Genomic DNA, 13911 nt, shown 5'->3' with positions numbered 1-13911 from the left:
GGGGTGGGTGTCGGGTTTGCGGGACAATGCTGCTGTTCTGCTTGTCTGTGCGAAGGTCCGCTCGTTGCAGTAAGGCATACGTCTGGAACGGTTTCACCGTCGCCGCATGGGCTTCACCGCGCCGCCCGACTGGTATCGATCGCGTCCAGGATCGCCGCGCCGAACGTCTCGTCATCCACGTCCTCCGGCAGGACGGTCGCCACGCCGCGGATGCCTTCCCACGTCGCCGCGCGACGGTAGCGCATCGGACGCAGATCGATTTGCGCGTCCTGCAACCGGATCGCCAAATGAGCGGCGTCCCGATATAGGGCGCCGCGCGTCTTCACGCCCGCCCTGGCAAGGTTCTCGGCTTCCAGAGCTTTCATTTCCGCCGGTCCTGGGAACCTGATCAGACGGTCGAACTCCGGATGATCTGGCCGGATGAAGCGGCTCGCCGCGAGGGCCGCACGCGTATGCCGTACGAGGGTCGGCCCATCCACGTCGGCGTCAAGAAACGCGCGGTAGCCCTCCGGATCGGGGCAGCTCAGAGTGTAGACGGCCTGCGACCTTACGCGGACGAACTGACGGAACAGGTCGATGGACGCTTCGCGTCGCTCCGCAAGGGGCTTTGCGTTGCGGCGACGCTCCTCAGCCTCTCTGCGGGACTTGTCCGCCATGCGTTGCCATGACGGATTGTCTTTCATCCGCTCGCGCAAGCGCGCGACGCGCTTCTCTCGATCATCCATCGACGAACCTCACGGTCATGGTGATGCTGCGCTCGGCAGCGTACTCGATCGCGCGGGTGATCTGAACGATCTGCTCAGGGGTCGTTTCGAGAGGGATGCCGAGGATCATCTCTCGGCTCTCGATCTCGTTGGGCAAAAGTCGGAACCCTTCTGGGTTGCCACCTTCGAACCGCTGCATCTGATCGACATAGGCTTTGAGGCGCCCGAAGATCTGTGACGGTCGCCGCAGGTAGCTCGGCCCTGTCGTCCAGAGCGTCTTGGCGCTGACCGCATGCCCCGCCGCGCGGTCGACGAAGTCGTAGACGGGGAAGTTCGGGGGCGAGCGCTCGCCGAGATTGGCCGCGATTTCGAGCAAGTCCTCCCATGGGTCGCCCTGCTCGCGGATCGGGCCGCCCCAGACGATGCCGGGATTGTCCGCGACGTCCCAGTCCGGCGCTGAGGGATACCGGCGCGCGGCCGCCGTCTCCTCGAGGAGGTCGTCCAGCAGCCCGTCGCGGTCGTCGAGGTCGCCGTCCCGGCCCCGGCGGCGTAGCAGCCGGACCGCGAGCCCTGCGGGCAGGACGTTCACGAGGACGAGGGTCTCCAGATGCGCCCGGTCCCGGATCGCCTTCAGGAGCTGCTCCTCGGTGGCCAGGCCAGCGCGGTAGGCCTCGTCGACCATGCCGACCCGCGCCTCGACGGCGAGGACGTAGTCCTTGAGCGCCCCCGCGATCTCCGGCGCGTCTTGGAACGCCTCGGCGATGGCGTTGAGCGCGGCCTCGATCCCAGCGCGCATCTCGGCCAGCTCGCGCGCCTCTTCGGGCGTGAGCGTGCCGGCCGCTTCTCGCGCGGTGAGCTGCGTGAACCGCCTTGCCGTCCTAACTTGACCGGGCAGCGCCAGAAGGCCGTCGAGCATCGCCTCGCCGGTCTCGACGATGGCCTCCGCGAAGCCCTCTCCTTCCGCCAGCGCCCGCCGCCCGAGATGCGCGAATCCGGTTTCCGGCACCCAGTCCGGCTCCTCGATCAGGACCGGCCGCGCCCAGCAGCGGCAGTTGTGCGCCTGACCCGGATGGCCGCCCTCTGGCGCGGCGTCCCAGTCGAACGTCCTGCCGTCGTGCTCCGCGTGAAGGTCACGGACGCGCTCGTCGTCGCGCGACTCCCAGACGTACTGATCGATGCCGAGCCCGCGTTGGCGGCGCTCGTTGACGAGGTTCTCGAAGGCCCGGAGGAGGTCGTCCTCCATCATGCGCCGGATCGTGGCTATGCGATCGGGGCGGGCGGCCCATTCCTCCCAGATCGACAGAGTCCGTTCTTCCCAGAGGCGGAGCGCTTCGGCCACGTCGCCCTCGATCGGTGCGAGGGCTGCCTCGGGCACGGCCCAGCCTTGGGCGAGCAGCGCCTCTCGCAGATCGCGCCGGTTCCGATCGGCCGCTTGCTTCAGCCGGTCGTGGAAGGCCGCGCGTGCGGCGGCCATGCCAGGTATATCTGCCTTGGTCGCGTAGCCGCCCGAGGATACCGGCCACAGCCCGCCCCGGAGCGGCACGACGAACTCGCCATTGCCGCCGCTGCGCAGGAAGCGGTCGTAGCTGGTCGTTATCATGTGAGCGAACCCCGTGAATCGTCGGGGTCCGAATGTCAGCTCGGAGCAGTTAACGGACCGTTACTATACCGAGCCGCTAGGGTGCACCTTTGCAGCACGACTGGGCTAAACGGTTTGGTCGTTACAGTAGGGCCTTTGCAGGCTTTCGGCACGCTCCGCTGGGTGGGCCTAGGACCATACGGAACACCACGCTGCGGCCACAGCGCAATCCGTTGAAACCGCCGTTCGTCCGCGCCATATCACTTGGAAAAGTGGGCTCCTTCCGGACCTCGGTTGCAGCGCAGCATGCCGGGCGGTCGCCGCGTCGAGCCGCGTCGCGAAGGGGCCGGAAGCCGACATTCGCGATCCGACGATCCGCATCAGAAAGCGGGCACGATCATACGGAAAGAATGCGGACGTCCTAGTCGCCTCGCAAGTTAAGACATTTTTCGTTGCTTGGGCCGTCCTCACGGTCACGTTCGGCCATCATCTACGAAATGGAATATCTCCGATGGGAACCGGGAATTTTGACTCTGCGATACGCTAAATTCGTATCGGAGCGGTCGCACCGACACGTTTACTCTTATTCGGAAGTCACGACATTGCGGACTCGATCCCACGTATTCTTCAGGTGCCGTTCCATTGTCTCGGCAAGTCGGCGGCCATCCTTTATTCGTAGGGCATCGGCCATCTCTTCATGCTCCTGCACCGCAGCTTCCCAGAACTCCGGGTGACGATTCCCGATGAAGCGGATGCGTTTCAGTCGGGCCTGGAGGCTACGCTGCGTTTCTGCCAGCGCGCTGTTGCCCGAGACCTCGGCCAGTCGTGTGTGAAACGCCTGGTTCAGCTTGTAATAGGGCAGCCGGTCACGAGCGTCATAGAGTGCGATCATTCGGTCATGCAGATCGAGCAGCTCGGCAATTTCTGGGTCCGTGGCGCGCTCGCAGGCGAGGCGACCCGCAAGGCTTTCAAGATGGGCCTGCAACTCAAGCATGCTGTGAACCTCCTCGGCGGCGAGCTTCCTTACCCGGCTTCCCCGAGAGGGACGGATTTCCACCAGACCTTCGGCGGCAAGGGTTCGAAGGGCCTCGCGGAAAGGCGTGCGCGATATGCCCAGCTCCGTCGTTAGCGCGGCCTCATCGATACGGTGCCCCGGCTCCAGATGTCCTTCGATGATCAGATCGCGGATCTGCTCCACGGCCTGATCATGCAGGCTCCGTTTCTGGATGGCATGGATCGGGGTGCGATGGTTGTCGGGCAAGCTGAACTCCTGATCCTGAACTGTCTCTATCATTATCAGACTTGTCATCCGAGACCAATTATGTATTTTGTATACAAATGGAGGAGCCATGACGGATCGTCGCGGAATAGCACTAGCGCTTGGTGACGCGGGCGGGATCGGCTTGGAGTTAGCGGCCCGAATGCTGTCCGAACCGCGCGATGGTGTGGACATGCTTGTCTTTGGCGACCGGCGGGCACTGGGCCTGGGCGCGCAGCAGGCGGGGATAAACCTGGACCTTCCGGTGATCGGTCCCGATGACCTACGGAAGCGGATCGACGGCAACGTACTGGTTGATCTGGGCACCCTCGATCCCGGCGACGCGACGATCGGCATGGCGACCGCAACATCCGGCGCGGCGGCGCTCGAGAACTTTCGGGCCGCGCTTTTGACGGCAAAAGCCGGTCTGGCGGATGCCGTCGCATTCACACCTTTCAACAAGGCCGCGATGCGGATGGCCAAGTCCGACTATGTGGACGAAATCGGATTTGTGGATGCGGTGCTGGATGCGCCCCGGTCCGGCCGGGAATTCAATGTACTGGACGAGGTATGGAATGCCCGTGTCACGTCACATATCCCCTTGCGGGAAGTCGCCGGGACATTGAGCGCAGACCGTATTTTCGACAGCCTGAAATTGACCGTGGAGGTGATGCAGGACGCCGGCATCGAGCGGCCGCGCATCGGTGTCGCAGCGCTCAATCCGCATGCCGGCGATGGACGCAACTTCGGCACAGAGGACGAGGACATCATCCTACCTGCGGTCGAGCGCGCGATGGCCCGTCAAATGGCGGTTACGGGACCCGTGCCATCGGACACGGTCTTCGTACGCGCGTTGAAAGGCGAATTCGACGCGGTCCTGACCATGTTCCACGATCAGGGCCAGATCGCGATGAAGCTCATCGGTTTCGATCGCGGCGTCACGCTGATCGCGGGCTACGGCTTTCCCATCGTCACACCCGCACACGGCACGGCCTACGACATCGCCGGACATGGCGTCGCGGATACCGGCGCGACGCTGGCGGCGCTGGATCTCGGTCTGCGTCTGGCCGGGCGCTCCTCGGCAAGGCAAACCGACGACGTGACATGCGAAAACCTTATCGCGGCACTGAAAAACAAACCTGCTTGGGCGCGCGGCCAATCCAAAACGCCCCCCGGCCCGCGTCGGGAACTAGAGCCGTCAGCAGACGCTGACAAAACAGGTCAATCTGGGAGGACGACATGAAAAATACGAACCTGAGCGCAATGGTCGCCGTTACAATCGCGTTGGGCAACGCAGCCTTGGCGCAGGAGGAGATCATCTTTGGCATCTCCGCCACGCCGAACTCGCTGCAGGGGCAGTCGGCCTATGAATTCCAGCGCCGGGCGAACGAGAAGCTCGGTGACCTGGGCGAGGTCAAGGTCTTCGACAGCTCGCAACTGGGCAAGGACAAGGACATGCTCCAAAAAATCCGGCTGGGAACGATGCACATCACATTGCCGTCGTCCGTCATGCCGGAGATCGCCCCTGAATACGCCATCTTCGATCTGCCGTTCCTCGTCTCCGACAGGGATCATCTGGCGCGCATGGACGAGACGTTGTTCAAGGGCACCCTGGTTCCCGCAGCCGAGGCCGAGGGCTATCGCCCCCTTGCCGTGTGGGAGAACGGCTTCCGCCAGATCACCAACAACGAGCGTCCGATCAATGTGCCCGCCGATCTGGAAGGCCTGAAGATCCGAACGCCGAATTCGTCATGGCGGGTTTCCATGTTCCAGGAATGGGGCGCCAATCCGACGCCGATGGCGTTTTCGGAGGTGTTCGTCGCCCTGCAGACCGGCGTGATCGACGGGCAGGAGAACCCGCTGACCAACATCGCGGGGGCAAAGTTCCAAGAAGTTCAGGAATACCTGTCGATGACCGGTCACGTCTATTCGCCCGCCTATCCGACCGTCGGCATCGACACGTTCGAGAAGCTCGCTCCGGAGGTGCAGATGATCCTCGCCGAAACGGCACAGGAAGTCGCGATTTGGGCGCGCGAACAGGGTGCCAAGGAGGACGAGGATCTGCTGACCACCCTGACCGAGGCCGGTATGAAGGTTAACGAAGCGGATCGCGCTGCGTTCGTCGAGGCGTCCAAGCCGATCTACGAAAAGTTCGCGGAAGAGGTCGAGAACGGGCAGGCGATGATAGACGAGGCCATGGCCCTGGCGGAGGGGTCCTGATCCTGCCCGAATGAAACCGGACGGCGCGCGAGGATCGCGTGTCGTTCCCAATCCCTGAAGACCTACACCCCCGAAAGGAGCTTCCGACATGCGCGCAGTGGCCATCCGCACGCTTGATGTCGGTCTGCAGATTGCGACGCTGGCGATCACCGTGGTACTCGCCTGCATCGTGCTCATGGGAGTCGGCTTCCGGTATTCCGGCGCGTCGCTAATTTGGTACGACGAGGTGTCTTCCGTCCTCCTGGCCTGGATAACGTTCACGGGTGCGGCACTGGCCGTGCTTCGCAATGCGCACCTTGGCTTCAACGGTTTGCTTTTCGGCCTGCCGCTGCCGTTGCGGATGCCGCTTTTCTGGGTGATCGAGGCGATCTTCCTCGCCACCTTTGCCGTGGTCGTCTGGGGCGGCTGGGCGATCTTGAATTTCTTCGGCTCCGAGACGATGACGACGCTCCGCTTTGTGCCACGGACCTTCGTACAGGGAATACTGCCCGTCGCGGCGGCGCTGATGATGCTGGCGCGCCTGTTAACTCTGCCGGAACGCCGCGCATCGGTGCGCACGGGCACCGACCCCGAAAGCGACGAGATTGCGTACGAAATCGCGCGGGCCGAAGCGGAATTGTCGCGTACGGGGCGCCGCCCGTGACCGAGGCGCTCGTCCTCGCGTCGATGTTCCTGCTGATCGCGGTCGGCGTGCCCATTGCGGTGTCGATCCTTGCCAGCGCTCTGATCGGCGTTTGGCTGCTGAACGGATCGCTGGGGTTCCTGAACGCGGCGCTGTCGCTGTTCGACGGCGCCACCAGCTTTCCGCTCATCGCGATCCCGCTTTTCATTCTTGCGGGCGCATTGATGAACACGGGCGGAATCTCGACCCGTCTGATCGCTTTCGTCTCGGCCCTGATCGGCTTCGTGCGCGGCGGGCTGGCGATGGTGAATGTGGGCGTGTCTCTGTTCTTCGCCGAGATTTCCGGCTCGGCCGTGGCCGATGTGGCGGCGACCGGTTCGGTCCTGATCCCGGCGATGAAGCGCAAGGGCTATTCGCCGCGCTTCGCGGCCGCGATCACGTCGTCGACCGCATCGCTGGCGATCATCATTCCTCCGTCGATTCCGATGATCCTTTACGGCGCGCTGTCGAATACGTCGATCGTGCAGCTTTTCGTGGCCGGCATCGTTCCCGGCCTTCTTGGGGCGTCGCTGCTTATGGGGATGTGCTACTACTTCGCGGTTCGCTACGACCTTCCGCGCGAGGACGGCTTTTCGCTGTGCCGCCTCGCCCACGCCACGCGCGAGGCGGCCTGGGCACTGATGTTGCCGATCATCATCCTGGGCGGGATCTTCGGCGGTATCGTCACCGCGACGGAGGGAGCTGGAATCGCGGTCCTCGCCGCGCTTCTCATCGGCCTTCTGGTGTACCGCGAACTGAACCTGCGCAAACTCTACGACGCGCTCATCGATGGTGTTCTGCAGACATCGGTGGTCATGTTGCTGGTCGCATCCTCGGCCGTTCTGGGGCTTTATCTTACGGAAACGCAGATGCCGCAGAAACTGGCCGCGGGCATCACGACGCTGACGGAAAACCCGTTTCTCGTCCTAATGATCATCAATGTCTTTCTGCTGTTCATCGGCATGGTACTGCACGGCGCGGCGGCAATCATTCTGACGGTTCCGATCTTCATGCCGCTGGTGAACCAGCTCGGCATCGACCCCGTCCATTTCGGCATCCTTCTGACGCTGAACATCGCGCTCGGACAACAGACGCCGCCGGTGGCGAGCGTCCTGGTTACCGCCTGCTCCATCGCCAGGACCGATGTCTGGGCGACGACGAAGACGAACCTTCCCTTCATCGCCGTTCTGGTTTTCGTATTGCTGATCGTTACCTATGTGCCCGCCGTGCCGCTCTGGCTGGTGGACGTGTTCTATAGAACCTAAGGGCCGCTCATGGGATCCAGACGCAATGCCTCCACCAAGACCGGACATTGCCTGCGGTCGTCGCAAGCTTCGGGCCAGACTGCGGATTCCCTGGCGACGATGACCGACGGACCGTGCGACACGGTCATTTCTCGATGACGACACGTCCGGCCATCGGTCTCATTGGAGCCGGGATGATGGGCGGCGGCATGGCCCGAAGCCTGATGCGGACCGGACATGCGGTCACGGTCTTCGCACATCGTGAGCGCGCGACGGTCGATGCGCTGCTGGCCGAAGGCGCATCGGAAGCAAGCGATCTCGCCGCATTGGTGGCCGGGCACGATGTCCTGTTGTCCTGCGTTCCCGATGCAAGCGCAGTCGAGGCGATCGCCGAAGGTGTCGCCGGGCATTTGCGGCCGGGCCTGCTCTGGATCGACGCGACAACGTCGGATCCGGTCGTGACTCGAAGGGTCGCCGCGGCGGTTGGCGGCACCGGAGCGACCTTCGCCGATGCGCCGGTCACCGGCGGCCCACCCCAAGCCGAGTGCGGTAAGCTGACCTCTCTCGTCGGATGCCCTGAGACGGCATTCGACCGTGTCCGCGACGTGGTCGGCGCCTATTCCAAGGCGGTCTTCCGCTTCGGTGAAACCGGGACGGGCCACACCGCAAAGCTGCTGAACAACCTCGTCAGTCAGGGCACGATGATGCTGCTGTCCGAGGCGTTCAACCTGGCGACCCGTCACGGCGTCGCGTGGGAGCCATTGGCGGAGGCGATGCGCGGTGGTGCGGCACAATCCGGCACGTTGGAAAAGGCGGTGCTACCGGCCCTGGAAGGCGATTTCGACGGCAGCCGCTTCACCATCGGAAATGCAGCGAAGGATCTTCGATACGCCGCCGCGCTTCTCGACCCGGACGAACGCGGCTGGACGGTGCAGGTCGTCCGCGATCGCCTAGAGCGAGAGGTGGCGCACGGGCGCGGGCAGCAATTCGTCAGCCGCCTGCTGCAATCGAAACAATAGGCGATTGTATATTTGACAAACCCACCCGGCAGACCTATATCTAACTCAACACGCGAGAGGTCTCCGCCATGTCCGTTCTGTCCGCCGCCTACATGCACGACGAAGCCGCCGCCTTCGCGCACGTCGAGTCCATGCTGTGGCCCGATGGTCCGGTCTGCCCGCACTGCGGCGTTGTGGATCGCGCTGGCAAGCTGGAAGGCGTCCGCACCAAGCCCAGCAAGAAGAGCCCCGAGGGCAAGGTGCGTCACGGCCTGTGGAAGTGCCGCGAGTGCCGCAAGCAATTTACTGTTCGCAAGGGCACTATCTTTGAGGAAAGCCACCTGCCGCTTCACCTGTGGCTCCAGGCCATTCACCTGATGGTGTCGAGCAAGAAGGGCATCAGCAGCCACCAGCTTCACCGCGTTCTGGGCATCACTTACAAATCCGCTTGGTTCCTGACCCATCGGATCCGCGAGTGTATGCGTTCCGGCGATCTGGCCCCATTCGGTAGCAATGGCGGCGCGGTCGAAGTTGACGAGACGTTCATCGGCAAAGAGCCCGGCGTCACGAAGGCCCCGAACGCCCGTGGCGGCGACCACAAGATGAAGGTTCTGACGCTTGTGGATCGCGAGACGAAGCAAGCCCGCTCTATCGTTGTGGATGACATCAAGAAGTCCACGCTGGTCCCGATCCTGCGCGAGAACATCAGCCGCGAGGCGTTTGTGCTGACCGATGAGGCCCGTCAGTACCAGGGCCTCGCCACCAGCGGCGATTTCAGCGGCCACGATTGGACCACGCACAGCGCCGGTGAGTATGTCCGCCGCGAGGCGCCCGAGGTTCACACGAACACGGTTGAAGGCTTTTACAGCATCTTCAAGCGCGGCATGAAGGGTGTGTACCAGCACTGCGGAAAGCAACACTTGCACCGATACGCGGCTGAGTTTGACTTCCGTTACAACCACCGCGTTGCCAATGGTGTGGACGATGCGGAGCGCGGTCAGATCGCTTTGCGCGGCGCGACCGGCAAGCGGCTGACATACGCAAGACCTGACTAAGAAAGCGAAAGGGCGGGGGTGATACCCCGCCCTGCGCTTGGCCCGACTGGGTAGTTCAATCCTCTAGGGCCAACTTCTGCGCCTCAAGGACCCGGATCATCTTCTCGATTTCCTTCGGGCCGATCTCACCTTCGCCCTTGAAGTTGATCGTGACCAGCTTGTCCGGCCCTACCTTCGCGCGGAACCACTCGGAGAAGCCCTTCGGAACTGCCTCCGCCACCGCAGGCTGCTCTGGCGGGAACTGGGGTGGCATTGGCGGCGCGGGAGTTTCGACTATGACTTGGCTCATGGGTATCCCTGTGTCGCTACCCTCTACCGCAACCCACAGCCCATCTGCAGAGATGGCGCGCACGCGGCGAGGCTTTTCAAGCTGTAGCGCACCCTGGTTTTCCCACTGGATCAGGTCACCCACGGACGCGCCGCCGAACGTGGTGTCATCGTCCGGTGAGTACGATTCTGCGCCAGTATCACCATCGGGAACATGACTATCGCTTTCACGCAATGTCTCGACAAATGCCATTGTTTCGAGGAAAGCCTTTGCGGCAGGACGAACAGCGGACGGATTAAATTCTTCACGGCGAAGATAGTTAATCACGCCCGCCTCCGGCGGTATCGCGATGTCCGGGAATCGCTCCTTGATGTCCTGAAACAATCGGGGCTCAAGGGCGGCTGCGCGAAGGTTCTCAGTCTTCTCGTCTTCGGAATCAGGGTGCAGGATTGCCCGCGCGCGCCCAGAGACCTTCATCATGCCCTTTCCGGCTCGCTCTACGAGGCCATAGGATGCAAGGGCGGCCAGAGCCTTGTTGGCGGGCCCGCTCAAGGACGAATAGCCAATCAGTTTAGCGGCGATTTCGCGATCGACGGCGGAGGTCACGTACTCCGCCTCGATCTTCCGAACTGCCTCGACGGCGTCCGAGAGAGCCATGCTCGGATAAGACGGGCTGCGTATGGGTTTCTTGTTCACGACCGGGACTCCGTTGCTCGTCACGTCGCCTTCTTTACTGCAATCCGCAGGAAAGAGCAACGGTCGTTACTTCGCAGTTGACGGGGGTTCGGGTCACCGCCTATAGTTGGCCTCGGGCTCACGTCCCAAGATGTTGATGGAGCGGCACAGTGACGAGACCGGACCGGCCCCTGCGGAAGGACACCCGGGCGCAAGCCTGACCGCAGGGGAGAAACAAGAAAACCGGCCCCGACGGGACCGGCTTTCGTGGTGTAGATCATCGGGGCGCAGGCCCGTCAGTTCTTTGGTGGCCCTCAGAATCTGACACTTCTTGCGCCCCACATCAAGGGAAACCCTTCTACGAAGGAGATAGGGCATGAAAGACGTGTTTGTTCACGCTTATCATCGCATCCGCTTTGGTCGTCTGGAGTTCGTCTGCGCTCACTGGCGCAGCCGCCCGGCCTAGGCTGAGACGATGATCGGGCGCTGCTGAGCTAGGCGATAGCGGCTCGGTAGCGGAAACTTGGATGAAACCTGACTTGGGGCGACTTTTGGGTCGCCTCTTTTTGTACGCGTTCGCAGGGACTATGCTTGCGTCATGGAAACCGAAAAATCCCAACTCGATCGCTTCAAGGAAGCCGCCCGCCAGCTAGAGACGGACGATGACGAAGCGCGGTTCAACGAGAAGCTGCGGAAGCTGGCGAAGCAGAAGCCAGACGACAAAAGCAAGGACGCCTCTAACAGTTGAGTGGCTTGCTACTCGATCTTACAATCATGCTATGCGACAGGTTCCGGGTGATCTTGGAAAAATTCAGTGGGACGCCGCGGTTGCCCGCAGCGCCATTGACAACCTCCCAGCCGAGGTGGCCCTAACTGTTGCTCGCGACGCTTTCACTGCGATCCTCAAACGGATCGACCGCATCAACGAGCGCCACGATCGCGCCGGTGAGACTGTCGCCATCGAATGCATCGGAGGGGATGAATGTCTCGTCATAGACCTCCACGCCCGAAAGGCTGCAGATGGGGATATCAACAGGCCGCCACTCGCCTTCGGGCGCGCCATCAACGAAAACGACAACACCAGTCAGGATGGTAGCCCCCTTAACGACGCGCAGCGCGTAGGGCTGGAGGAGAAGCCCAACCCCATCGCGGACGGCGCGAATGTGGTGCCGTTCTTTGATCGCCGACTTGATCACCTGTTCCGGCGCATCTGACTGCTCCGCTGGGCTCATGGTCGTGACGGACCCGATGCTCAATCCAACGCTCAGTGAAACCATTGATCTTGTGCTCCGATAAGAATCAGTGCCTACATCTTGGACTCCGCGCTCGGTTTGTCAAATATACAATCGCCCAAGAAAGGCGCGGCATATTGAACTTTGAGACCTGATCTGAACACCGCTGCGGCTCGAGTCCTGGTCCGGTTTGAGTTGGTGCTGAGTGCGCTTGCAGCACAAATTTGCAATGGCTGGGAAGGACTCTCCCTTTGAATTCGTCGCACTAAGCGCGAGTACCGGCTTTGCCAAAAATCCTTAGACCAGACGAGCGTTTTTGTTGCAGGCGTGGCGCCTGCGGCTCCTCACATTCGGTGGCCGCCATGGTTCGAAAGCTGCCACTGAACGAGTTCAGCGAATGATCAATTTGTCCCGAGATCTGTGAGTTGGACGTCCGACCCTCGCTGTGATCTGCATAAGTGACCGTTTCTTCCGCTGCATAGCGGCACCAGTCTTCTCGCTCACGCGGCGATCTTGACGCTGCGAGCGCAAGCAGCGAGAGAATCCAAGGAACAGGTTGGGTTCAAACCGGCAGTTCGCTGCGCTACGCACGACCGGCCGCTTTTCCGTCCGAACGCGCGAGCTGGGTCAGCGATATGACGGAGAAGTCGGTTTTGCCTGACATCCGACAGCCACCGCGCCGGTTTGCCTGCGGCGTTGATGGCTGCCGCGAGGTCGCGTTCCGGGCGAAGTGAGGGGCCCATCGGCTATGGTCACGGGGCCCGCCCTCTGTCACGGAGGGGGCCATGCAATCCACGCGCTGGGGCCTCGTCGCCCTCGTTTTTCTTGGCGGACTCCTCGCTGCCGCGCAGTTCGGCAAGATCGTCCTGACGCTGCCCGAAGTGGCGGCCGCCTTCGCGCGGCCGATCACGGGCGTGTCCTTCCTGGTCTCGCTGGTTGGGTTGATGGGCCTGATCCTCGGTCCGATGGCCGGGGGGCTCGCGGCCGCGCTGGGGGTCGGGCGGACGTTCCTGGGCGGCTTGGTCCTCGGCGGGGCGATGTCGCTGGTCCAGGCGGCCATGCCGCCGTTCTGGCTGTTCGCGCTCTCGCGCGGGGTCGAGGGGCTGGCCCATCTGGCGCTCGTGGTCGGCGGACCGCCGGTCATGGCCGCCGCCGCGAACGACCGCGACCGGCCACTCGTCATGGGGCTCTGGGCGGTGTTCTTCGGCGCGTCGCTCGCGATATCGGCGCAGGTGTTCCCGCTCCTGCTGGCGGCGGGCGGGCTGTCGCTTCTGTTCGCGCTGCATGGGGGCATGCTGCTGGCGCTGGCGGCGGTGCTGTGGTCGCGTGTGCCGCGGATGTCGATGTCGGCCGTCCCGCTGAATCCGCTGGCGGTGCATCGCGCGATCTACGGCAACATCCGCTACATGGCGCCGGGGCTGGGTTTCGTCTGCTATACTTTCCTGTTCGTCGCCGCCGTTGCCTTCCTGCCCGTGGCGTTGGACCGCCCATCCCTCGGCACGGTGCTGCCGTTGATGACCTTGACCACGACGCTGGCGGGCGGGGCCCTTTGCCGCAGGTTCGCGCCGCATCACGTCGGCGCGGTCGGCTATGCGGGCACCGCGCTGGGCGCGCTGGGCCTGATGGCGGGGCTGCCCGGCGCGGCGCTGGTCAGCTTTCTGTTCATGGGGCTGATCCCAGGCGCCAGTTTCGCCGCAATTGCGGCCTGGAACGCGACCGGGGGCGACCGCGCGCGGGCGACCGGTGCCATCGCGCAGCTGGGCAACGTGGGCACCGTGCTGGGCACGCCCGTCTTCGCCGCCATCTTCGCGGTCCACGGCACACCGGCCCTGATCTGGCTGATCGTGGGGACGTCGCTGACGGGGCTGGTACTGGTCGTCTGGTCCGGGCGCGGCGCCTCTGGCGCATCCCGGATCGAAATGGTAAATGTTCCGTAAACGTTCCACAGGATTCCCGCGCCGTCGGATTGTCACCGCCGCGACCGTTCCTACGTAGTGCGTTTGCAGCTTTGGGGGCG

Annotated in this window: 13 protein-coding genes; 8 read left to right on the top strand and 5 right to left on the bottom strand. The window is 63.2% G+C overall.

Translation table 11 applies throughout. The features are described 5' to 3' along the window. Nucleotides 1–113 precede the first annotated feature (113 nt). The 3 genes from MWU52_RS05825 to MWU52_RS05815 all read right to left on the bottom strand — a co-directional run bounded on the left by MWU52_RS05825 (nt 114) and on the right by MWU52_RS05815 (nt 3544). Nucleotides 114–725: a contact-dependent growth inhibition system immunity protein gene (locus MWU52_RS05825; protein ID WP_246950250.1), complete on the bottom strand. Its 612-nt coding sequence runs from the start codon at nt 723–725 to the stop codon at nt 114–116. After that, complete coding sequence (locus MWU52_RS05820; protein ID WP_246950249.1) at nt 718–2304, bottom strand: phage minor head protein; 1587 nt, start codon at nt 2302–2304, stop codon at nt 718–720. Before MWU52_RS05820 ends, MWU52_RS05825 begins: the two co-directional genes overlap by 8 nt. Before the next feature lie 562 nt (nt 2305–2866). Next, nucleotides 2867–3544 (bottom strand): GntR family transcriptional regulator, encoded by a 678-nt coding sequence (locus tag MWU52_RS05815; protein ID WP_246950248.1) that lies wholly within the window; start codon nt 3542–3544, stop codon nt 2867–2869. A 160-nt stretch (nt 3545–3704) separates the two neighbouring features. On the opposite strand from MWU52_RS05815, the gene MWU52_RS05810 reads away from it, so the two are divergent. The 6 genes from MWU52_RS05810 (at nt 3705) to MWU52_RS05785 (ending at nt 9719) form a co-directional block, all read left to right on the top strand. After that, entirely contained in the window at nt 3705–4784 is a 1080-nt protein-coding gene (locus tag MWU52_RS05810; RefSeq protein WP_246950247.1) for a 4-hydroxythreonine-4-phosphate dehydrogenase PdxA, read from the top strand. After that, entirely contained in the window at nt 4781–5761 is a 981-nt protein-coding gene (locus MWU52_RS05805; protein WP_246950246.1) for a TRAP transporter substrate-binding protein, read from the top strand. Before MWU52_RS05810 ends, MWU52_RS05805 begins: the two co-directional genes overlap by 4 nt. 97 nt (nt 5762–5858) lie before the next feature. Continuing rightward, nucleotides 5859–6404, top strand: coding sequence for a TRAP transporter small permease subunit (locus MWU52_RS05800; protein ID WP_246950244.1), 546 nt, complete (start codon nt 5859–5861; stop codon nt 6402–6404). After that, nucleotides 6401–7687, top strand: coding sequence for a TRAP transporter large permease (locus MWU52_RS05795; protein WP_348645494.1), 1287 nt, complete (start codon nt 6401–6403; stop codon nt 7685–7687). The genes MWU52_RS05800 and MWU52_RS05795 overlap by 4 nt, the downstream gene beginning before the upstream one ends. Before the next feature lie 134 nt (nt 7688–7821). Then, on the top strand, nt 7822–8685 hold the full coding sequence (locus MWU52_RS05790; protein WP_246950242.1) for an NAD(P)-dependent oxidoreductase: 864 nt from the start codon (nt 7822–7824) through the stop codon (nt 8683–8685). A gap of 68 nt (nt 8686–8753) precedes the next feature. Then, nucleotides 8754–9719: an IS1595 family transposase gene (locus MWU52_RS05785; RefSeq protein WP_246950240.1), complete on the top strand. Its 966-nt coding sequence runs from the start codon at nt 8754–8756 to the stop codon at nt 9717–9719. Between the two features lie 55 nt (nt 9720–9774). Here the strand turns inward: MWU52_RS05785 and MWU52_RS05780 are convergent, their stop codons facing one another. Beyond that, nucleotides 9775–10683: a hypothetical protein gene (locus MWU52_RS05780; protein WP_246950238.1), complete on the bottom strand. Its 909-nt coding sequence runs from the start codon at nt 10681–10683 to the stop codon at nt 9775–9777. 577 nt (nt 10684–11260) lie between these two features. On the opposite strand from MWU52_RS05780, the gene MWU52_RS05775 reads away from it, so the two are divergent. Continuing rightward, the gene (locus tag MWU52_RS05775; protein ID WP_246950236.1) at nt 11261–11410 is read left to right on the top strand and encodes a hypothetical protein; all 150 of its coding nucleotides are present in this window, start codon (nt 11261–11263) and stop codon (nt 11408–11410) included. A 121-nt stretch (nt 11411–11531) separates the two neighbouring features. Here MWU52_RS05775 and MWU52_RS05770 read toward each other — a convergent pair whose 3' ends face one another. Continuing rightward, the gene (locus tag MWU52_RS05770) at nt 11532–11939 is read right to left on the bottom strand and encodes a hypothetical protein (protein ID WP_246950234.1); all 408 of its coding nucleotides are present in this window, start codon (nt 11937–11939) and stop codon (nt 11532–11534) included. A 740-nt stretch (nt 11940–12679) separates the two neighbouring features. On the opposite strand from MWU52_RS05770, the gene MWU52_RS05765 reads away from it, so the two are divergent. Further along, a complete protein-coding gene (locus MWU52_RS05765) occupies nt 12680–13831 on the top strand; it encodes an MFS transporter (RefSeq protein WP_246950232.1) in 1152 nt (383 codons plus the stop codon). The last annotated feature ends 80 nt before the right edge of the window (nt 13832–13911 follow it).

Origin of the sequence: Jannaschia sp. S6380 (assembly GCF_023015695.1) — a bacterium.
Lineage (GTDB): Bacteria > Pseudomonadota > Alphaproteobacteria > Rhodobacterales > Rhodobacteraceae > Jannaschia.
Note: the sequence above shows the minus strand (reverse complement) of the source record. Positions and strands in the feature narration are given on the sequence as shown.

Excerpts from the sequence above, each read along its gene's own strand:
- MWU52_RS05825 (WP_246950250.1), bottom strand. The coding sequence starts at position 725 with ATGGATGATCGAGAGAAGCGCGTCGCGCGCTTGCGCGAGCGGATGAAA.
- MWU52_RS05820 (WP_246950249.1), bottom strand. The coding sequence starts at position 2,304 with ATGATAACGACCAGCTACGACCGCTTCCTGCGCAGCGGCGGCAATGGC.
- MWU52_RS05810 (WP_246950247.1), top strand. The coding sequence starts at position 3,705 with ATGCTGTCCGAACCGCGCGATGGTGTGGACATGCTTGTCTTTGGCGAC.
- MWU52_RS05805 (WP_246950246.1), top strand. The coding sequence starts at position 4,781 with ATGAAAAATACGAACCTGAGCGCAATGGTCGCCGTTACAATCGCGTTG.
- MWU52_RS05790 (WP_246950242.1), top strand. The coding sequence starts at position 7,822 with ATGACGACACGTCCGGCCATCGGTCTCATTGGAGCCGGGATGATGGGC.
- MWU52_RS05785 (WP_246950240.1), top strand. The coding sequence starts at position 8,754 with ATGTCCGTTCTGTCCGCCGCCTACATGCACGACGAAGCCGCCGCCTTC.
- MWU52_RS05775 (WP_246950236.1), top strand. The coding sequence starts at position 11,261 with ATGGAAACCGAAAAATCCCAACTCGATCGCTTCAAGGAAGCCGCCCGC.
- MWU52_RS05770 (WP_246950234.1), bottom strand. The coding sequence starts at position 11,939 with ATGGTTTCACTGAGCGTTGGATTGAGCATCGGGTCCGTCACGACCATG.
- MWU52_RS05765 (WP_246950232.1), top strand. The coding sequence starts at position 12,680 with ATGCAATCCACGCGCTGGGGCCTCGTCGCCCTCGTTTTTCTTGGCGGA.